The 19,974-nt window shown below is 62.6% G+C and carries 21 protein-coding genes; 15 read left to right on the top strand and 6 right to left on the bottom strand.

The features are described from left to right. Nucleotides 1-57: 57 nt before the first annotated feature. Nucleotides 58-342 carry a hypothetical protein gene (locus JFU57_RS08955; RefSeq protein ID WP_201128952.1) on the top strand — a complete coding sequence of 95 codons (285 nt, stop codon included), beginning with the start codon at nucleotides 58-60 and terminating at the stop codon, nucleotides 340-342. 2 nt (nucleotides 343-344) lie between these two features. Further along, nucleotides 345-704, top strand: a complete 360-nt coding sequence (locus JFU57_RS08950) for a DUF1493 family protein (RefSeq protein WP_201128950.1) — start codon at nucleotides 345-347, stop codon at nucleotides 702-704. A 159-nt stretch (nucleotides 705-863) separates the two neighbouring features. Here JFU57_RS08950 and JFU57_RS08945 read toward each other — a convergent pair whose 3' ends face one another. Together JFU57_RS08945 and hslO are read right to left on the bottom strand one after the other, a co-directional pair. Beyond that, a complete protein-coding gene (locus JFU57_RS08945) occupies nucleotides 864-2,405 on the bottom strand; it encodes a phosphoenolpyruvate carboxykinase (RefSeq protein WP_020299817.1) in 1,542 nt (513 codons plus the stop codon). Between the two features lie 179 nt (nucleotides 2,406-2,584). After that, nucleotides 2,585-3,487, bottom strand: a complete 903-nt coding sequence (hslO, locus tag JFU57_RS08940) for an Hsp33 family molecular chaperone HslO (protein ID WP_078469287.1) — start codon at nucleotides 3,485-3,487, stop codon at nucleotides 2,585-2,587. A gap of 102 nt (nucleotides 3,488-3,589) precedes the next feature. Here hslO and JFU57_RS08935 point away from each other — a divergent pair, with 102 nt between their 5' ends. Beyond that, nucleotides 3,590-4,390 (top strand): phosphatase PAP2 family protein, encoded by an 801-nt coding sequence (locus JFU57_RS08935; protein WP_201128949.1) that lies wholly within the window; start codon nucleotides 3,590-3,592, stop codon nucleotides 4,388-4,390. A gap of 72 nt (nucleotides 4,391-4,462) precedes the next feature. Here JFU57_RS08935 and JFU57_RS08930 read toward each other — a convergent pair whose 3' ends face one another. Next, nucleotides 4,463-4,867, bottom strand: a complete 405-nt coding sequence (locus JFU57_RS08930; protein ID WP_020299814.1) for an RNA-binding S4 domain-containing protein — start codon at nucleotides 4,865-4,867, stop codon at nucleotides 4,463-4,465. 115 nt (nucleotides 4,868-4,982) lie between these two features. Between JFU57_RS08930 and rimA the strand changes: the two genes are divergently transcribed. From rimA to rimK, 3 genes are read left to right on the top strand one after another with little or no spacing between them, the layout of a single operon-like run. After that, nucleotides 4,983-5,762, top strand: a complete 780-nt coding sequence (gene rimA / locus JFU57_RS08925; protein WP_201128947.1) for a S6 modification regulatory phosphodiesterase RimA — start codon at nucleotides 4,983-4,985, stop codon at nucleotides 5,760-5,762. Between the two features lie 15 nt (nucleotides 5,763-5,777). Next, nucleotides 5,778-6,260, top strand: a complete 483-nt coding sequence (gene rimB / locus JFU57_RS08920) for a retropepsin-like aspartic endopeptidase RimB (protein WP_446739659.1) — start codon at nucleotides 5,778-5,780, stop codon at nucleotides 6,258-6,260. Beyond that, on the top strand, nucleotides 6,257-7,162 hold the full coding sequence (rimK, locus tag JFU57_RS08915) for a 30S ribosomal protein S6--L-glutamate ligase (RefSeq protein ID WP_007972871.1): 906 nt from the start codon (nucleotides 6,257-6,259) through the stop codon (nucleotides 7,160-7,162). The genes rimB and rimK overlap by 4 nt, the downstream gene beginning before the upstream one ends. Before the next feature lie 63 nt (nucleotides 7,163-7,225). On the opposite strand, the gene JFU57_RS08910 is transcribed toward rimK, so the two are convergent. Together JFU57_RS08910 and ompR are read right to left on the bottom strand one after the other, a co-directional pair. Further along, nucleotides 7,226-8,539, bottom strand: coding sequence for an ATP-binding protein (locus JFU57_RS08910; RefSeq protein WP_201128946.1), 1,314 nt, complete (start codon nucleotides 8,537-8,539; stop codon nucleotides 7,226-7,228). 104 nt (nucleotides 8,540-8,643) lie between these two features. Next, on the bottom strand, nucleotides 8,644-9,384 hold the full coding sequence (gene ompR / locus JFU57_RS08905) for an osmolarity response regulator transcription factor OmpR (protein ID WP_078469282.1): 741 nt from the start codon (nucleotides 9,382-9,384) through the stop codon (nucleotides 8,644-8,646). A 359-nt stretch (nucleotides 9,385-9,743) separates the two neighbouring features. On the opposite strand from ompR, the gene JFU57_RS08900 reads away from it, so the two are divergent. The 9 genes from JFU57_RS08900 to JFU57_RS08860 all read left to right on the top strand — a co-directional run bounded on the left by JFU57_RS08900 (nucleotide 9,744) and on the right by JFU57_RS08860 (nucleotide 18,827). Then, a complete protein-coding gene (locus JFU57_RS08900; protein ID WP_201128945.1) occupies nucleotides 9,744-12,068 on the top strand; it encodes a Tex family protein in 2,325 nt (774 codons plus the stop codon). Further along, nucleotides 12,068-12,451 carry a PaaI family thioesterase gene (locus JFU57_RS08895; protein ID WP_020299808.1) on the top strand — a complete coding sequence of 128 codons (384 nt, stop codon included), beginning with the start codon at nucleotides 12,068-12,070 and terminating at the stop codon, nucleotides 12,449-12,451. Before JFU57_RS08900 ends, JFU57_RS08895 begins: the two co-directional genes overlap by 1 nt. 214 nt (nucleotides 12,452-12,665) lie before the next feature. Beyond that, on the top strand, nucleotides 12,666-14,249 hold the full coding sequence (gene gshA / locus JFU57_RS08890; RefSeq protein WP_078469279.1) for a glutamate--cysteine ligase: 1,584 nt from the start codon (nucleotides 12,666-12,668) through the stop codon (nucleotides 14,247-14,249). Nucleotides 14,250-14,410: 161 nt separating this feature from the next. Continuing rightward, entirely contained in the window at nucleotides 14,411-15,388 is a 978-nt protein-coding gene (gene tauA / locus JFU57_RS08885) for a taurine ABC transporter substrate-binding protein (protein WP_020299806.1), read from the top strand. Nucleotides 15,389-15,415: 27 nt separating this feature from the next. Continuing rightward, nucleotides 15,416-16,210, top strand: a complete 795-nt coding sequence (tauB, locus tag JFU57_RS08880; protein ID WP_201128944.1) for a taurine ABC transporter ATP-binding subunit — start codon at nucleotides 15,416-15,418, stop codon at nucleotides 16,208-16,210. After that, nucleotides 16,207-17,046: a taurine ABC transporter permease TauC gene (tauC, locus tag JFU57_RS08875; protein WP_201128943.1), complete on the top strand. Its 840-nt coding sequence runs from the start codon at nucleotides 16,207-16,209 to the stop codon at nucleotides 17,044-17,046. The genes tauB and tauC overlap by 4 nt, the downstream gene beginning before the upstream one ends. 180 nt (nucleotides 17,047-17,226) lie before the next feature. Beyond that, nucleotides 17,227-18,060: a taurine dioxygenase gene (tauD, locus tag JFU57_RS08870; RefSeq protein ID WP_020299803.1), complete on the top strand. Its 834-nt coding sequence runs from the start codon at nucleotides 17,227-17,229 to the stop codon at nucleotides 18,058-18,060. Between the two features lie 96 nt (nucleotides 18,061-18,156). Next, complete coding sequence (locus JFU57_RS08865) at nucleotides 18,157-18,402, top strand: FitA-like ribbon-helix-helix domain-containing protein (RefSeq protein ID WP_078469275.1); 246 nt, start codon at nucleotides 18,157-18,159, stop codon at nucleotides 18,400-18,402. Next, a complete protein-coding gene (locus JFU57_RS08860; protein WP_201128940.1) occupies nucleotides 18,399-18,827 on the top strand; it encodes a type II toxin-antitoxin system VapC family toxin in 429 nt (142 codons plus the stop codon). Before JFU57_RS08865 ends, JFU57_RS08860 begins: the two co-directional genes overlap by 4 nt. Nucleotides 18,828-18,884: 57 nt before the next feature. Here JFU57_RS08860 and mgrA read toward each other — a convergent pair whose 3' ends face one another. After that, complete coding sequence (gene mgrA / locus JFU57_RS08855) at nucleotides 18,885-19,922, bottom strand: L-glyceraldehyde 3-phosphate reductase (RefSeq protein WP_078469273.1); 1,038 nt, start codon at nucleotides 19,920-19,922, stop codon at nucleotides 18,885-18,887. Nucleotides 19,923-19,974: the final 52 nt, after the last annotated feature.

Genomic DNA, 19,974 nt, shown 5'->3' with positions numbered 1-19,974 from the left:
TTCACCGAATCCTGCAGTGATCACACCCCTGCACCACAACCTTGGTAAGCAATGCCCATGAGCAAGCTGCAACACCTGTTCGCCGAAGCCAGGCAAGGGCTCAGCGTCATGCAGTCCATCAGCGACGAAAAATGGCGAGCCCTTGCCACCCAATGTGGAGCGGCGGAAAGAGCAGAAGTCAGACAGCGCATCCACTCGCTGAAGGCCATGAGCCTGGAGGCCGACGAAGGCGATGAGGAACAACGGGACGACATCCGTTGTGCCATCGACAGCCTCAACCTGCTGCTGAACCTGTCCGAAGCCCATGAGCGGGCCACCGGCTCTTCTCACAAGGACTCTTAGGCATGCACTTGGCCCCGCACTTCCCCGATGACCCGGCCATGCGCCAGCTCATGCAGTTGCTGCACGAAGAACTTGGCCTGCCCGAGCGCAAGACCATCAGCCTCGATACCGCCATCAACTTCGACCTGGGTTGCGACGGCGCGGATGCCGAGCAGCTGATGCTGGCGCTGGAAGAACTGTTCGTCATCGAGTTCGTCGACTACGACGCCTATCGCTACTTCCAGCCCGAAGGCTTCGACGTTTTCCTCAAGCGCCGGGCCAAGGGCCGGGGCGACAAACTGCCGCTGACCATCGGCATGCTGTACCGAGCCATCAAGGCACAGCGTTGGGACACACAGACGCTGGAAAGCCACCAGCACTGAACCAGAGCAGAACCCGGACCTGTTGCAGGGTTGATCTGCGCCTCGTTTCCAACGCCGTTCTGATGGGCGTCGAAGCCTGGCGGCGGCAACTGAACCCAAACCTTGCGCCCACAAAAAAGCCGCCCCGAAGGGCGGCTTCTCAAAACACTGAACCGATGCTTACAACTTCGGGCCGGCAGCCTTGATCGCGTCGCTTACGTCGAACTTCTTGAAGTTCTCGGTGAACAGGCCGGCCAGGGCTTTGGCAGCCTCGTCGTAGGCGGCTTTGTCAGCCCAGGTGTTGCGTGGGTTGAGCAGGCCGGTTTCGACACCTGGAACGGCCAGTGGCACGTCCAGGTTGATGGTGTCCAGGTGCTCGGTCTCGGCACCGATCAGCGCGCCGCTCTGGATCGCTGCGATCACGCCACGGGTGGTCGGGATGTTGAAGCGTTGGCCGACGCCGTAGCCACCGCCGGTCCAGCCGGTGTTGACCAGGTAGACCTTGGAGCCGAAGCCACGGATGCGCTTGATCAAAAGCTCAGCGTATTCGCCAGCCGGACGCGGGAAGAACGGTGCGCCGAAGCAGGTGGAGAAGGTCGACTTGATGCCGGTGCCCGACCCCATTTCAGTCGAGCCCACCAGAGCGGTGTAGCCGGACAGGAAGTGGTAGGCCGCTTGCTCTTCGCTGAGGATCGACACGGGTGGCAGCACGCCGGTCAGGTCGCAGGTCAGGAAGATCACCGCGTTTGGCTCGCCACCGAGGTTTTTCTCGGAACGCTTGGCAACGTGCTCCAGCGGGTAGGCGGCGCGGCTGTTCTGGGTCAGGCTGACATCGGCGTAGTCGGCGTGCTTGGCGTCATCGATAACGACGTTTTCCAGGACTGCGCCGTGCTTGATGGCTTTCCAGATGACCGGCTCGTTCTTCTCGGACAAGTCGATGCACTTGGCATAGCAACCGCCTTCGATGTTGAACACCACGCCCTCGCCCCAACCGTGTTCGTCGTCACCGATCAGGTAACGGCTTTCGTCGGCGGACAGAGTGGTTTTGCCGGTGCCGGACAGACCGAAGAACAGGGTCACGTCGCCCGCTTCACCGATGTTGGCAGCGCAGTGCATTGGCAGCACGTCGGCGGCCGGCAGCAGGAAGTTCTGCACCGAGAACATGGCTTTCTTCATTTCACCGGCGTAGCGCATGCCGGCGATCAGCACTTTTTTCTGAGCGAAGTTGAGGATCACGCAACCATCGGAGTTGGTGCCGTCACGCTCTGGAACGCATTCGAAGTTGGCAACGTTGAGCACCTGCCACTCGTCACGGCCAGCCGGGTTGTACTGGGCCGGGTTGATGAACAGGCAACGACCGAACAGGTTCTGCCAGGCAGTCTGAGTGGTCATTTTCACGGCCAGGTAGTGATCGGCAGACGCCCCTACATGAACATGGGAAACAAAATGTTCCTGCGCGTTGTTGAATGCCTCGACGCGGTTCCACAGGGCATCGAACTTGTCGGCCGGGAACTTGCGGTTGATCGGGCCCCAGGCAATGGCAGCCGAGGTGGACGGTTCTTCAACGATGAAACGATCGACTGGCGAGCGGCCGGTGCGGTGACCGGTGCGAACCACCAGCGCGCCGGTATCGGCAAGCTCGCCTTCACCGCGACTCAGGGCTTCTTTGACCAGATCATCGACACTCAGATCGGTGTACACGGCGTTATTGGCTTGCGTCATGAGGTTCCCCGTCGGCCAGTGGCCGAGTGCTCCAAACGTTTTGTAGTAGAAAGTCGTGCACTACTACCGCGAAAAAAGTGGGCCGGATTATGCCAGAAAAGCCCAAAAAGAGTAGGGCCCTCCCGTCAGAACGGCGTTATTCCGGCACTTGCCAGGTGATTTACCTGCGCTGAATCGTTTTAGTGACGAGTATCTGACGGCGTGTCGACACCCGCTCCGGCAAACAATTGAGCGATATCGGTGGCGTCGAACAGGTAGCGTTCGTTGCAGAACTGGCAATCGATCTCGATGCGGCCACCATGCTCGATGACCAGTTGTTTGGCATCTTCCAGACCCAGACTGACCAGTGCATTGCCCGAACGTTCGCGCGAGCAGCTGCAGCGAAAGCGCAGCGACTGCACGTCGAACAGGCGCACGGCCTCTTCGTGATACAGACGATGCAGCACGGTTTCGTTATCCAGGCTGAGCAACTCGTCGGCGGTCAGGGTGCTGGCCAGGGCGGTGATGTGCTGCCAGCTGGCGTCGCGTTCTTCCTGGTCACGCAGGCGGTCGGCGGGCAATTGCTGCAGCAGCAGGCCGCGGGCGCGGCGGCCGTCGGCGTACAGCCAGAAACGGGTGCCAACTTGCTGCGACATCACGAAATAGTTGGTGAAGCATTCCGACAGGGTCGCACCGTCCAGGTCGACGATGCCCTGGTAGCGCTGGCCCTGGGTCGGGTCGACCGTCAGCGCCAGGACGCCGTTGGGCATCAGGTCGGCCAAGGTGGCGTCAGGGGCGATCTGCGCCGCGTCATAGCGAGCCAGGCCACGGATTTCACGGTCGCTGGAGCACTCGATCATCAGCAGCGGAACCGGGCCCTCGGAGCGTGCCTGCAGGATCAGCAAACCGTCGAACTTCAAGGTGCCGACCAGCAGCGCGGCGGCGGCCATCAGCTCGCCAAGCAACTGTGCTACAGGCTCGGGATAGGCGTGTTTGGCAAGGACTTCGGCATAGCTGAGTTCCAGGCCCACGAGCTCGCCGCGGGTGTCGCTGTCATCGAAGATGAAGCGTTGGGTGAAGTCGGTATCCGGCAAATCAGTCATAGGTCTGGGTATCTGAAGTGATGACAAAATGTGTACAAGCATCGAAAATCAGTTTTTTCGCACCTTTATGGTGCGCGTATTTTCGCTTGCTGGAGGCATTTTATGAACAATCCGGGTCTGTTCCAAGCAAGGTGGAACCTCGGCAGATTGGCTGTGTGTAATTTACTCCCTTTGGCCCTGCTGGGTTTCTGGTTGTGGCCGACCGGGCAAATGCTCTGTGTGATGTTCGACGAATGGCTGTTTCATCTGCTCAATTCCCCCTTGGCGACGCACTCGACCTGGCTGCATATCTGGGCCGTGGCCAGCCTGCGTCCGTTCGATGCGGTGGTCGGGGTGATTCTGCTGAGCCTGTTGATTCGCGGTGACTGGGTGTTCAAGGCCAGCGACGTGCGCCGGGCGTTCTTCGGGTTTGTCTCGATCCTGGTGCTGATGCTGGTGATTCGCGTGCTGTTTTCAAAGTTCGCCGCCTTCATGGGCTGGCAACATCAAAGCCCGTCGATGGTGATCGACGGCGCGGTGCATATGAGCGAGTACTTCCCCGGGCTGGAAAGAACCTGGGAACTCAAGGACCGTTCCAGCCAGAGCTTCCCGGGCGATCATGCGTCGGTGCTGCTGATCTGGGCGATGTTCATGGGGTTGTTCAGCCGCAGCCTGGGGCAGTTCGTGGTGGTCTGGGGCCTGGCCCTGCTGTTCATGATGCCGCGTCTGGTGGCGGGCGCCCATTGGGGGCAGGACGATTACATCGGCGGCGTGCTGCTGGCGATCTGGGCCCTGGGCTGGGGTTACTACACGCCATATGCGGCCAAGGCCTCGGACCTGCTGCTGCGCCTGACCGCGCCGCTGTTCAACCTGGTGGAGCGGATGCCGCTTCTGTCGCGGCTGAGCGTGGTACGGCTGCGCTGAGGCTGTAACAGCGTCACGCGGGTGGAGTGGCGAGGGAGCAAGCTCCCTCGCCCTGCTGCGATCGCTGGACAATCATTCGTGGCTGCTGCCGTGAAACTTGAACAGGTCGCGGCGCTGCTTTTTGCTCGGCTTGCCGTCGGTGCTGACGCCCAGGGCGCCAGCCTTGCGCAGGGCGGCCGCGCCTTCGCGCTTGGCGATGCTGGCTTCGGTTTCCGCGTACAGGGCCTGCGCCTCGGGCGCGCCACGGCGCACGATGGATAACGCCAGAACCACCACGGTGCGTTCGTCGAAACCGGCGCGGATCTGAAATTCATCGCCGATTCGCGGCTCCTTACCGGGCTTGCAACGCTCCCCCCGGTGATGCACCTTGCCGCTCTCGATCGCCGCCTTGGCCAGAGCGCGAGTCTTGAAGAACCGCGCCGCCCACAGCCATTTATCGAGACGGACCTTGTCGTCCTCTTCCTGCTTTTGAGCCACTGGAATTCCCCTCTCTGAAAGATGTCGCAACTGTACTACTTGATCGCAGGGGCGCATAAACCCCGTGCCTCACCTAAAATACCCCAGGTTTGCACCTGAACAGCGAGGAGTCCTTGTGACTGATTTCCCCACATCATTGACCTCGCCCAAGACCCGCTGCGAAGGTTGCCAACAAAGCCAGCCGCTGGACTTTGACTTTGCCTTCGCCTATCAACCCATCGTCGATCTGCGCGACCGCTCGATTTTCGCCCACGAAGCCCTGGTACGCGGGGTCCATGGCGAAGGCGCGCTGACGGTGCTGAACCAGGTCAACGACAGCAATCGCTATCGATTCGACCAGCGCTGCCGCACCCAGGCAATTGCCGGCGCGGCACAACTGGGGATGCAGAGTCACCTGTCGATCAACTTCATGCCCAACGCGGTGTACCGTCCCGAGTTGTGTATTCGCAGCACCCTGGAGGCTGCCCGCCAGCATAACTTCCCGCTGGATCGGCTGATTTTCGAGGCCCTGGAAAGTGAGCACGTAGATAACTATCGCCATTTGACCAATATTCTGCGTGAATACCGCGAATTCGGCTTCAAGACCGCCATCGACGACTTCGGCTCCGGCTATTCGGGGCTGAACCTGCTGGCCGATTTCCAACCTGACCTGATCAAACTCGACATGGCGTTGATTCGCGATGTCGACCGTGATCGCGTCCGGCAGGCCATCGTTCGAGGGATTGTCACAATCTGTGCGGAATTGAGCATTACAGTCATCGCCGAAGGCATTGAAAGTGCCGGTGAACGGGACTTTCTCGCCGACTGCGGAATTTTTCTGATGCAGGGCTACTGGTTCGCCAAGCCTGCATTCAAAGCATTGGCCGAGGTTCCTCCCGAGGCCTGGAAAGCGTAATCGCTGGTTACCATTTTGAAGACATTTGACCATTTGACCGTCGTGGGTTTGCGCGAGTGGGTGGCGCTTCCCGATTTGGGAGTGGCCGGCCTGCGCGCCAAGATCGACACCGGCGCCAGCACCTCCAGCCTGCATGCCACCGAGATCGAGCCATTCGAGCGCGACGGTGAGCGCTGGGTACGCTTCACCGCGCACCTGGGCAGCGTGGTGCAGCTGCGACATCGACGCTGTGAAGCGCCGCTGGTGGCGATGAAGACCATCAAGAGTTCCAACGGCCAGGCCCAGGTGCGTTATGTGATCAGCACCACCCTGGCCCTGGGCGATCGGGTCTGGCGGGTCGAGTTCACCCTCGCCTGCCGCAAGTCCATGCGTTACCGCTTGTTGCTGGGATCCAAAGCCCTGATCGACGGCCAGTTGGTGGTCAATCCAGGGATCAAATACGTTCAAGACAAGCCGGTGTTCCCGGTGTCCACTACCTCTGCCACAGGTGTTGCATGAAGATCGCTGTGCTGTCGCGTAACCCGCGTCTGTATTCCACTCGTCGTCTGGTCGAAGCCGGCACCGAGCGTGGCCATGAAATGGTGGTGGTCGATACCCTGCGCGCCTACATGAATATCGCCAGCCATAAGCCGCAGATCCACTACCGCGGCAAGCCGCTGGAAGGCTTCGATGCGGTGATCCCGCGGATTGGCGCCTCGGTGACGTTCTATGGCTGCGCGGTGCTGCGCCAGTTCGAAATGATGGGGGTGTTTCCCCTCAACGAGTCAGTGGCGATCGCCCGCTCGCGGGACAAACTGCGCTCGCTGCAATTGCTGTCGCGCCGGGGTATCGGCTTGCCGGTGACCGGCTTTGCTCACTCACCGGACGACATCCCCGACCTGATCGAAATGGTCAACGGCGCGCCACTGGTGATCAAGGTGCTGGAAGGCACCCAGGGCATCGGCGTGGTCCTGTGCGAAACCGCCACTGCGGCAGAATCGGTGATCGAGGCCTTTATGGGTCTGAAGCAGAACATCATGGTCCAGGAGTACATCAAGGAAGCCGGCGGTGCCGATATTCGCTGCTTCGTGGTCGGCGACAAGGTGATTGCCGCCATGAAGCGCCAGGCCAAGCCCGGCGAATTCCGCTCCAACCTGCACCGTGGCGGCAGCGCCAGCCTGATCAAGATCACCCCCGAGGAACGCATGACCGCCCTGCGCGCAGCCAAGGTCATGGGGCTGGCGGTGGCCGGTGTGGACATCCTGCGCTCGAACCACGGGCCGCTGGTGATGGAAGTCAATTCCTCGCCAGGCCTGGAAGGCATCGAGACCACCACCGGCAAGAACGTGGCGGGGATCATCATCGAGCACCTGGAAAAGAACGGCGGGCCGAACATGACCCGTACCAAAGGCAAGGGATAGGAGCAACTACACGCTTCAAGCTGTAAGCGGCAAGGGAAGAACGGCTTGCCGCTTACAGCGGATTCAATCGGCGTCGCGGGGGAGCAGCAGGCCTAGTGGAAGGCGTACTCGTGCTTCCAGGCCGCCACCGGCGCGATTGCGCAGCTCGACATTGCCGCCGTGCATCGAGGCGATGCGCTTGACGATCGCCAGCCCGAGGCCGGTGCCCTTGCCGCCACGGGCGCGGTCGCCGCGGGTGAACGGGTTGAAGATCGCCTCCAGCTCCGAAGGGTCGATCCCGGCCCCACGGTCCATCACGCTCAGCACCACGTACGGCGCGTTGGTGTCGCCGGACACATAGGCCGCCACTTCCACTTCGGTGCCCGCGTGATTCAGCGCGTTACCAATCAGGTTATTGAGCAGGCGCTTCATCGACACCCGACGCAGCGGGAACGGCTGGATCGGCTCCAGGCGCAGATGCACCCGCTCTTCGTTCTGGTTGTAGGGCGCTGCCACTTCACGCACCAGGTCGCTCAGGTCGACCTCTTCCACCGACTCGTCACGCCCGTCGCGGATAAACGCCAGGAACTGATCGAGAATCGCGTCCATGTCCTCGATGTCGCGCACCATGTCGTCGCTCAGGTCGCTGTGGTTGCCCATCAGCTCCAGCGACAGGCGCAAGCGCGTCAGCGGTGTGCGCAGGTCATGGGAGACCCCGGCCAGCATCAGCTCGCGCTCGCGCCCGGCCTGCTCCACATCCTCGGCCATCTGATTGAAGGCACGGTAGACCTCGGTCATCTCGCTCGGGGTATCGCTGATCGGCAGGCGCACGCTGCGCCCCTGCCCCAGTTGTCGGGCGGCATACACCAGGCGCTTGAGCGGCTGGTTGAGCTGGCTGACGAAAATCCAGGCCGACGCAGTGGATAACAGGCCGATGGCAAGGAACCAGCCCAGCACGCTCCAGATCTTCTGCCCGCGCAACGGGTGCGGGTACAGCGGTACTTTCAGCCAGCCATCTCCCAGACTCGGTGCCCGGACCCAGAGGGCGGGGGGTGCATGCATGCGCAACCGCACTTCGGTGTCGGCGCCCAGCTCGGCCTGCATCTGCCGCTGGTAGATCTCGCTGTAGGGCCAGTGCTGTTCGCCGGCCGGCACGCCACTGCCGACCACCTTGATCAACCCGGCGGCTTCGGCGATCTGGTCGCGGTTTGACTCATCGGCGGCCCAGTAGGCACGCAGGGTCAGGGCCACGCCGTGGCTGTACTGGCGGTCCACCAGCACGTCCTCGTTCATCAGCAGATAAACCAGGGTCAGGGCCTTGGAGAACAGCACCACGATCAGCACCAGCCACAGGGTGCGGGAGAAGAAACTTTGCGGGAACCACAGCGGGGTTTTCATAACAGCCCATACACACTTTGCAGGAGCGAGTCGCACTCGCAGCGTTGCGGAATGCGAACGCCCGGGCGTTGATGGCCCGGGCGTTCGCTCCTACAAATCACCGATCACTTGGTCGCGGTGCCATCCGGCACGAACACATAACCCACGCCCCAGACGGTCTGGATATAACGCGGCTTGGAAGGATCAGGCTCGATCATCCGGCGCAGGCGGGAGATCTGCACGTCGATGGAGCGCTCCAGGGCGTCCCATTCACGGCCACGGGCCAGGTTCATCAGCTTGTCGCGGGTCAGCGGTTGGCGGGCGTTCATCACCAGCGCCTTGAGTACCGCGAACTCACCGGTGGTGAGCATGTGTACTTCATCGCCGCGCTTGAGTTCGCGGGTCGCCAGGGACAGTTCGTAGTCACCGAAGGTCACGCTTTCGTCTTCGCTGCCCGGAGCCCCTGGCACCGGCGCCGATTGGCGACGCAGCACGGCCTTGACCCGCGCCATCAGCTCGTCCGGGTTGAAGGGCTTGGCCAGGTAATCGTCGGCACCCAGTTCCAGGCCCTTGATGCGGCTCAGCTCGTCGCCCTTGGCGGTGAGCATGATGATCGGGATCTGGTTGTTGGCGTTGCGCAGGCGGCGGCAAGCGGTCAGGCCGTCTTCGCCAGGCAGCATCAGGTCAAGGACCACCAGGTTGAAGACCTCGCGGCCCAGCAGGCGGTCCATTTGTTCGGTGTTCGGTACTGCGCGGGCACGATAGCCCTTGCTGACGAAGAAACGCTCCAGCAGGCTGCTCAGCCCGGGGTCGTCGTCAACAATAAGAATTTTTTCGCCTTCAGCAGTTTGTGCAGTGCTGCTCATTGGATGCTCCTCTAATCTCGGTGCGCATTATGGCGTAGCTGCCGTTATACGCACCGTGTGCATTGTTAGCAGATTTTTCCTCGGTCGCCAGCAAACCCGCCGTCGGCCGGCGCCGCGCAATACCCCGGAACAGCAGAACGCTGGTTATAATGCGCCGCCTTTTGTGTCGGGCATTATCTGATCGTTATGCCAATGGCCGCTTTTTTATTTTTCATGGCCGGCAGTAATTTTTCGATTTCGCGGGTCAACAGGCTGCCTGTTGACCCAGGTGGCGGCGCTGGTCAGGCCGCTCAACCAGGCTCGCCGGGCCCATCAATCCGCGCCTGCGAGCCTGCTTTCACAATTTGTCAGGTGGTTTTATGGACAGCATCAACAGCCGCATCGCCGAGGAACTCGGCGTACGCCCACAACAGGTCGAAGCGGCCGTCGCTCTATTGGATGAAGGCTCCACCGTGCCCTTCATCTCCCGCTACCGGAAAGAAATCACCGGCAGCCTCGATGACACCCAGCTGCGTCATCTGGAAGAGCGCCTGCGCTACCTGCGAGAACTCGACGAACGGCGGATCAGCATCCTGGCCAGCATCGAAGAGCAAGGCAAACTGACCCCGGAACTTGCTCGCGACATCAAGCTCGCCGACACCAAGACCCGCCTCGAAGACCTTTACCTGCCGTATAAGCAGAAGCGCCGCACCAAGGGCCAGATCGCCCTGGAAGCCGGCCTCGGCGAGCTGGCGGACGGTCTGTTCAACGATCCGAGCCTGGCCCCGGAAACCGAAGCCGCACGCTTTGTCGACGCCGAAAAAGGCGTGGCTGACGTCAAGGCCGCCCTCGAAGGCGCCAAATACATCCTCATGGAACGCTTCGCCGAAGACGCGGGCCTGTTGGACAAACTGCGCAACTACCTCAAGCAGGAAGCCACCCTCAGCGCCCGCGTGATCGCCGGCAAGGAAGAGGAAGGCGCCAAGTTCCGCGACTACTTCGAACACGACGAACCCCTGAAAAGCATGCCGTCGCACCGCGCCCTGGCGATTTTCCGTGGCCGCAACGAAGGCATCCTCAGTTCCGCGCTGAAAGTCGGCGACGAACTGCCGGGCACCATGCACCCGTGCGAAGGCATGATCGGCCAGCAATTCGGCATCCAGAACCAGAATCGCCCGGCCGACAAATGGCTCGGCGAAGTGGTGCGCTGGACCTGGAAGGTCAAGCTCTACACCCACCTCGAAACCGACCTCCTGGGCGAGCTGCGCGATGGCGCGGAAACCGAGGCGATCAACGTGTTCGCCCACAACCTGCACGACCTGCTGCTGTCCGCCCCGGCCGGCCCCCGCGCCACCCTGGGCCTGGACCCGGGCCTGCGTACCGGCTGCAAGGTGGCGGTGGTGGACGCCACCGGCAAGCTGCTGGACCACGCCACGGTCTACCCGCACGTGCCGCACAACAAGTGGGACCAGACCATCGCCGTGCTGGCCGCCCTGTGCGCCAAGCATTCGGTGGACCTGATCGCCATCGGCAACGGCACTGCCAGCCGTGAAACCGACAAGCTGGCTGCCGAACTGATCAAAAAATACCCAGCCATGAAGATGACCAAGGTCATGGTGTCCGAAGCCGGCGCCTCGGTGTACTCGGCCTCGGAACTGGCCGCCCGCGAGTTCCCGGACCTGGACGTGACCATCCGTGGCGCGGTGTCGATTGCCCGTCGCCTGCAGGATCCACTGGCCGAACTGGTGAAGATCGATCCGAAATCCATCGGTGTCGGCCAGTACCAGCACGATGTGTCGCAGCTGAAACTGGCACGCGGCCTGGACGCCGTGGTCGAGGACTGCGTGAACGCCGTGGGCGTCGACGTCAACACCGCGTCCGTGGCCCTGCTCGCGCGGATCTCCGGCCTCAACGCGACCCTGGCGCAGAACATCGTCAGCCACCGCGACGAGAATGGCGCATTCAAGACCCGCGCCGCACTGAAGAAAGTCGCACGCCTGGGCGAAAAAACCTTCGAACAGGCCGCTGGCTTCCTGCGCGTGATGAACGGCGACAACCCGCTGGACGCCTCGGCGGTGCACCCTGAGGCCTATCCACTGGTGCAACGGATCGCTGCCGAGACCGACCGCGATATTCGCTCGCTGATCGGCGACAGCGGCTTCCTCAAGCGCCTGGACCCGAAGAAATTCACCGACGAGACCTTCGGTTTGCCGACCGTCACCGACATCCTCCAGGAACTGGACAAGCCGGGCCGCGACCCGCGCCCCGAGTTCAAGACCGCCGAGTTCCAGGAAGGCGTCGAAGACCTCAAGGACCTGCAACTGGGGATGATCCTCGAAGGCGTGGTGACCAACGTCACCAATTTCGGTGCCTTCGTCGACATCGGCGTCCACCAGGACGGCCTGGTGCACATCTCCGCGCTGTCCGAGAAGTTCATCAAGGACCCGCGTGAAGCGGTCAAGGCTGGCGATGTGGTCAAGGTCAAGGTCATGGAAGTCGACATCCCGCGCAAACGCGTGGGCCTGTCGATGCGCATGAGCGACACCCCGGGCGAGAAAATCGACGGTGCCCGTGGCTCACGCCCGGGCTCGGCATCGCGCCAGTCGCAAAACAGCGCGCCGCGCAAGGAAACCGCCACGGCAGCCCCGGCCAACAACGCCATGGCGTCTCTGTTCGCCAATGCCAAACAGTTGAAGAAACGCTGATGGAAATCCCCGCCGGCCTGACCGAAAGCGCCTTCTTCCAACTGCTGGGCTGTCGCTTGCAGCGCCTGGAAGTCGGAGAGGCCGACGTTGCCCTGGCGCTGACGCCAGAACTGCGCAATCGAGGGCAGAAACTGCACGGCGGGGCGATTTTCAGCCTGGTGGACATCGCCATGGGCCTGGCTTGCTCCAGCACCCACGGCTTCGACCAGCAGAGCGCGACCATCGAGTGCAAGATCAACTACATCCGTGCGGTGGCCGAGGGCGAGGTGCTGTGCCGCGCCCGGGTCATCCATCCCGGCCGCCGGACCCTGGTGGTCGAGGCGGATGTGGTGCAAGGCGACAAACTGGTCGCAAAAGCACAAGGCACCTTCGCGGTCCTATAGCTGCCCGCCATCAAATTGGGTTAATTTCGGCGCTGCGAAAGCGGCGTCGGAATTTTTTGCCGGCGCCAGAGCCAGATTCAAGGATGGAGTGTTGGCGTTTCCAGATGAGCCCATGGGCTTACGAACAAGGCGAAAACGCCAGTTTTAACTTCACCCTTGTAGACCGTCCTGCCCACCCCCATATTGGGGCGACTGACGCGTGAAGGAATCCAACTTGAGCGAACTTCTCAACCGCCGCCTGGCTCTGCTCGGCGAGCGCGCTAACCTATCCCTGCTCGAGCAGTGCCTGCACGGCATCGAACGTGAATGCCTGCGTGTGACCGGCGAAGGCCGCCTGGCACAGACTCCGCACCCGGAGGAACTGGGTTCCGCGCTGACCAACGAACAGATCACCACCGACTATTCCGAGTCGCTGCTGGAGTTCATCACTCCCGCGCTGCCTGATCCGGCAGACACCCTCAGCAGCCTCGACAAGATTCACCGCTTTGCCTACAGCAAGCTCGGCAACGAGTACCTGTGGAGTCCATCGATGCCGTGCCCGTTGCCGGCCGAGGAAGATATTCCGATCGCCTACTACGGCACCTCCAACATCGGCCAGCTCAAGTACGTGTATCGCAAGGGCCTGGCCCTGCGCTACGGCAAGACCATGCAATGCATTGCCGGGATCCACTACAACTTCTCGCTGCCGGAAAAGCTCTGGCCGCTGCTCAAGGAAGCCGAAGGTTTTGTCGGCACCGATCGCGATTACCAGTCCACTGCCTATATCGCGCTGATCCGCAACTTCCGCCGCTACAGCTGGCTGCTGATGTACCTGTTCGGCGCCTCGCCGGCGCTGGACGCGGGCTTCCTGCGCGGGCGCTCGCACCAGCTTGAACAGCTGGACCCGGACACCCTGTACCTGCCCTACGCCACCAGCCTGCGCATGAGCGACCTGGGTTACCAGAGCAATGCCCAGGCCGGCCTGACGCCCTGCTACAACGATCTGGCCAGCTACACCGACAGCCTGCGCGAGGCCGTGGCCACGCCTTACGCGCCCTATGTGGCAGTCGGCACCCACAAGGATGGCGAGTGGGTACAGCTCAATACCAACATCCTGCAGATCGAAAACGAGTACTACTCCAACATCCGCCCCAAGCGCGTGACCTACACCGGCGAGCGGCCGATCCAGGCGCTGATGGCCCGTGGCATCCAGTACGTTGAAGTGCGCTGCCTGGATATCAACCCGTTCCTGCCCATGGGCATCGACCTGCAGGAAGCCCGCTTCCTCGACGCCTTCCTCCTGTACTGCGCCCTGAGCGACAGCCCGCTGTTCGAGAACAACGAATGCGGCAATGCCACCTCGAACTTCCTCAGCGTGGTCAAGGAAGGCCGGCGCCCGGGCCTGCAATTGCAGCGCAAGGGCCAGGCCGTGGACATGAAGGAATGGGCAGCCCAGTTGCTGGAGCAGATCGCGCCACTGGCCGCCCTGCTCGACCAGAGCCATGGCGGCGACGCCCATAGCAAGGCCCTGGATGCGCAACTGGCCAAGGTCAAGGATTCGTCCCTGACCCCATCGGCCCAAGTGCTGGCGGCCATGCAGGAACGCAAGGAGAGCTTTACCCAGTTCTCCCTGCGCCAGAGCCAGGCCCACGCCGAGTTCTTCCGCAGCCCAGGGCTGGGCAAGGAAGAACAGGCCGCGTTCGAAGAAGCGGCGCGCAAATCCCTGGCGCAACAGGCTGAGCTGGAGCAGAACGAAGTCGGTGATTTCGATGTGTTCGTGGGTTCCTACCAGGCCAGCATCCTGGCCATCAGCAATTGAAACCGTGGCGAGGGAGCTTGCTCCCTCGCCACAACAGCCTCCGGGCCAGGTCCGCGTACTTCCCCTCATAAGCTAATGCAAATAAGTTATTTATTTCTGCATTCTTAGATCATTTAGTCTCCTCCCACGCCGATCACCGGCCGCGTATGAGGAGCACCTCCATGAAACTGCATTTCCCCCTTCGCCTCCTGGCGGCCGCTTCCCTGGCGGCTGCGAGTCTGTTCGCCCAGGCGGCCGACTTTACCGTTGCCTACCAGACCACCGTCGACCCGGCCAAAGTCGCCCAGGCCGACGGCGCTTATGAAAAAGCCACCCAAGCCAAGATCGACTGGCGCAAATTCGATAACGGCGCCGACATCATTGCCGCCATCGCCTCCGGCGACGTGCAGATCGGCTACCTCGGTTCCAGCCCCCTGACCGCGGCAATCACCCGCAAGGTGCCGGTACAGACCTTCCTGATCGCCACCCAGATCGGCGCTGCCGAAGCCCTGGTGGCTCGCGAAGGTTCAGGGATCAAAGGCCCGCAGGACCTGATCGGCAAGAAAATCGCCGTGCCCTTCGTCTCCACCGGGCACTACAGTCTGCTGGCAGCGCTCAAGCACTGGAACATCGACCCTTCGAAAGTACAGATTCTCAACCTGGCCCCCCCGGCGATCATCGCGGCCTGGAAACGCGGCGACATCGACGCGACTTATGTCTGGGATCCGGCACTGGGCGTGGCCAAGGAAAACGGCAAGGTGCTGATCACCTCTGGCGAACTGGCCAAATTCGGCGCTCCGACCTTCGATGCCTGGATCGTGCGTAAGGATTTTGCCGAGAAGCACCCGGAAATCGTCACGGCTTTCGCCAAAGTCACCCTGGATGCCTACGCCGATTACCGTAAAGACCCACAAGCCTGGCTGGCCAATCAGAGCAATGTCGACAAGCTGGTGAAACTCTCCGGCGCCAAGGCCAGCGACATTCCGCTGCTGCTGCAAGGCAACGTCTACCCACTGGCCGCCGATCAGGTCATCAGCCTGGGCGCACCGACCACAAAGGCCATCACCGACACCGCGGTGTTCCTCAAGGAGCAAGGCAAGGTTGAAGCCGTGCTGCCGGATTACGCGCCCTTTGTCAGCGCCAAGTTCATCACTAACTGAAACCCGTCGGGAGAGGAGATAGCCGTCATGGCCTTGCTACAACTGGAGCGCATCAGCGCACAGTACCCCGGCGCGGCCGAGCCGGTGCTGGCGGATATTTCCCTGAGCCTTGGGCCACAGCAACTGCTGGTCGCCCTGGGCCCCTCGGGCAGCGGCAAGACCTCGCTGCTGAACCTGATTGCCGGGTTCGTCGAGCCCAGTGCCGGGCGCATCACCCTCGATGGCGTGCCCATCAAGGGGCCGAGCGCCGAGCGCGGCGTGGTGTTCCAGGACGATGCGCTGCTGCCCTGGCAGGACGTGCAGGCCAACGTCGGCTTCGGCCTGGAGCTGGCCGGCATCGCCCGCGACAAGCGTGAAACCCGCGCCCGGGAAATGCTTGCCCTGGTGGACCTGGCCGGGTTTGACACGCGGCGTATCTGGCAGCTTTCCGGCGGCCAGAAACAACGCGTCGGCCTGGCCCGCGCCCTGGCGGCCGACCCACGGGTACTGCTGATGGACGAACCCTTCGGCGCCCTCGATGCCTTTACCCGCGAACAGATGCAGGAGCTGCTGCTGCAAGTCTGGCAGCGCACCGCCAAGCCCACATTCCTGATTACCCATGACATCGAAGAGGCGGTATTTCTCGCCACCGATCTGATTCTGCTGGCGCCCAATCCGGGGCAGATCGTCGAGCGCCTGAGCCTGGACTTCGGCCAGCGCTACGCGGCCGGTGAATCGGCGCGGGCCATCAAGTCTGATCCGCGTTTTATCGAAACCCGCGAACACGTGCTGTCCAGAGTGTTTTCCCAACGCGGCGCCGCCGAGCGCCAGGAGCGCGCATGAGCAGCTACCAGATTCCCGCCACCGCGACCGCCCCTGCCCAGCCCACCGCGGTAATCCCCGTGCGCCGCAGCCTGAGTACGCGCTGGATCAGCCTGCTGACCCTGGTCACCCTGCTCGCCCTGTGGTGGGCAGTGACCGCCAGCGGCTGGATCGAGCCCCTGTTCCTGCCGCCGCCTGCTGCCGTGCTGCAAAAAGGCTGGCTGCTGGCGACCAGCGGCTATATGGATTCCACCCTGTGGCAGCACCTGGCGGCAAGCCTGCAACGCATCGGCCTGGCCCTGGGCTTTGCCGTGCTGACGGCGATTCCGGTGGGCATCGCCATCGGCGCCAACCGCATCGCCCGTGGCGTGCTCGACCCGCTGATCGAGTTCTACCGGCCGATTCCACCCCTGGCCTACCTGCCGCTGATCGTGATCTGGTGCGGCATTGGCGAGTTGTCCAAGGTGCTGCTGATCTATCTGGCGATCTTCGCCCCGATTGCCATCGCCACCGCCACCGGCGTGCGCACCGTGGATCCGGCCAAACTGCGCGCGGCGCAGTCCCTGGGTGCGACCCGGGCACAGCTGATTCGCCATGTGATTTTGCCCAGCGCCCTGCCGGAGATCCTCACCGGGGTACGGATTGGCCTGGGTGTGGGCTGGTCGACCCTGGTCGCCGCCGAATTGATCGCCGCCACCAGCGGCCTGGGATTCATGGTGCAGTCCGCAGCGCAGTTCCTGGTCACCGACGTGGTGGTGCTGGGGATCCTGGTCATCGCCCTGATCGCCTTCAGCATGGAAATGGGCCTGCGCGCCCTGCAACGCAAACTCGTGCCCTGGCACGGCCAGTCCCACTGAACCCCTGTAGCCGCTGCCGCAGGCTGCGCTGCCCCCCAAGAACACCGTGAGTGTGTCAGGTGTACACAGGGCGTTCTCCAGGGCCAGCGCAGCCTATCGACAGCGATTACGGGTCCGTAGACCGGCAATGACACGCTATCTGACCACGCCACTCCTTCGGCGCCGACTTCGAGAATGACCATGAGCCTGACCATCACCCCCTTAAGCTCCGCCCTCGGCGCCCAGATCAGTGGCGTCGATCTCAGCCAGCCGCTGAATGTGGAACAGCGCGATGCCATCGAGCAGGCGCTGCTCAAGCACCAGGTGCTGTTCTTGCGCGACCAGCCGATCACCCCGCAGCAGCAGGCGCGGTTCGCAGCGAATTTTGGCGATCTGCACATTCACCCGATCTACCCCAATGTGCCGGAGCAACCCGAGGTGCTGATCCTCGACACCGCCGAAACCGACGTGCGCGACAACGCCATCTGGCACACCGACGTCACCTTCCTGCCGACCCCGGCCCTGGGCGCCGTGCTCAGCGCCAAGCTGCTGCCGGAGTTTGGCGGCGACACCCTGTGGGCCAGCGGCATCGCCGCCTATGAGGCCCTGTCGGCACCGCTCAAAGGGCTGCTGCAGGGCCTGACCGCGACCCACGACTTCACCAAGTCCTTTCCCCTGGAGCGCTTCGGCAATACCCCCGAAGACCTGGCGCGCTGGGAACAGACCCGGCGCAACAACCCGCCCCTGTCCCATCCGGTGATCCGCACCCACCCGGTCAGCGGGCGCAAGTCGCTGTTCGTCAACGAAGGCTTCACCACCCGGATCAACGAGCTGTCGGAGACCGAAAGCGAAGCCATTCTGAAACTGCTGTTCGCCCACGCCACCCGCCCGGAATTCACCATCCGCTGGCGCTGGCAGAAAAACGACGTGGCGTTCTGGGACAACCGCGTGACCCAGCACTACGCCGTCGACGACTACCGCCCACAACGCCGGGTGATGCAGCGCGCGACCATTGTCGGGGATGTGCCGTTCTAGGACGGCCACCACCGCTGGTACGACCAACGGCCCGTCCTCTGCGAAAAAAACGATTATGCTCGCAATGATTTCATTGATTGCACTCGGAGCATGCCCATGGCCAGCCTCACCATCCGCAACCTGGACGATCAGATCAAAGAGCGCCTGCGCATCGAGGCCGCACATAACGGCCATTCCATGGAAGAAGAGGCGCGGTTGATTTTGCGCAGGGCGCTGACTAAACCCTCGAACGATCAAGACCTGGCCAGCCGGATCCGCTCGCGCTTTGCGGGTCTTGGCGGGGTCGAGCTTGATCTGCCTGAACGCAAGGAGCCGGGACGGTTGGTGGATCTTGGCCAATGATCCTGCTCGATACCAACGTGCTCTCGGAGCTGATGCGACCCAAGCCCGAACCGACGGTTGTCCTGTGGATAAGCACGCAACGCACCGATGACCTGTGCATAAGTTCGATCACCATGGCCGAGATTCTCCACGGCGTGGCGCGCCTGCCCAAGGGCAAGCGTCAACGGGACCTCCACGAGTCGGCCATGATCATGTTCGAAGAGGATTTCGGCGAACGGATACTGCCCTTCGATACCCCCGCAGCCTTGTACTACGCCCACCTGATGACCACCCGAGGTCAAGCCGGACGCCCCATGAGCATGGCCGACGCGCAGATCGCAGCGATCTGCCGCACCCACGACGCCGCCCTGGCCACGCGCAATATCAGGGATTTCGAAGAGTCGGGCGTGGACCTGATCAATCCCTGGCGGCCGCTGGAGATTTAGCCTCCCGCCGCAGCACTGAACGCCGACCCGCCGGGCCGGCGCCAGCCCCATCGAGGCCTATTCGGCGGTCGACGGTTTTTCCCAGAGGTTGATCCCGCCTTCCAGGGCAAAGCGATCAATTTCCGCCAGTTCTTCAGCGCTGAAGTTCAGGTTCTGCAACGCCCCGACGTTTTCGATGATCTGCTCCGGGCGGCTCGCGCCGATCAGCGCCGAGGTCACCCGCGGGTCGCGCAGGGTCCAGGCCAGGGCCAGTTGCGCCAGGCTCTGGCCACGGCGCTTGGCAATTTCATTCAAGGCGCGGACGTGGGTGATATTGGCCTCTGACAGATGAGCCGCCTGCAACGAGCCACCCCCCGGGCGGTTGACCCGCGCATCTTCGGGGATGCCGTTGAGGTACTTGTCGGTCAACAGCCCCTGGGCCAGCGGGGTGAACGCAATCACGCCCGCACCCAGTTCCTCGGTGGTGTCCAGCAGGTCTTTTTCCACCCAGCGGTTGAGCAGGTTGTAGGCCGGCTGGTGGATCAGCAGCGGCACTTTCCACTCCTTGAGCAGGGCCGCGATCTCGCGGGTCTTGACCCCGGAATACGAGGAGATGCCGATGTACAGGGCCTTGCCCTGCTGCACCGCCGTGGCCAGGGCGCTGGCGGTTTCTTCCAGCGGGGTGTCCGGGTCGAAGCGGTGCGAATAGAAGATATCCACGTAGTCCAGCCCGAGGCGCTGCAGGCTCTGGTCGAGGCTGGCCAGCACGTATTTGCGCGAACCGCCGCCCTGGCCGTAAGGGCCCGGCCACATGTCCCAGCCGGCCTTGCTGGAAATGATCAACTCGTCGCGGTACTGCTTGAAGTCTTCACGCAGCAGGCGGCCGAAGTTGATTTCGGCGCTGCCGTAGGGCGGGCCGTAGTTGTTGGCCAGATCGAAATGGTTGATGCCAAGGTCAAAGGCGGTGCGCAGCAGCGCGCGCTGGGTGTCGATCGGCGTGCTGTCGCCGAAGTTGTGCCACAGGCCCAGGGACAGTGCCGGCAGCACCAGCCCGCTGCGGCCGACGCGGCGGTAAGGAATGGAGTCGTAGCGGTTTTCGGCAGCCAGGTAAGTCATCGAATCCTCTCTCGTTTGGGTGTTGCTGAAACTTGGATTTACCGCGGTCGCC

It is taken from the genome of Pseudomonas sp. TH07, from assembly GCF_016651285.1.
Lineage (GTDB): Bacteria > Pseudomonadota > Gammaproteobacteria > Pseudomonadales > Pseudomonadaceae > Aquipseudomonas.
This window is presented reverse-complemented; position numbering and strand designations above follow the sequence as displayed.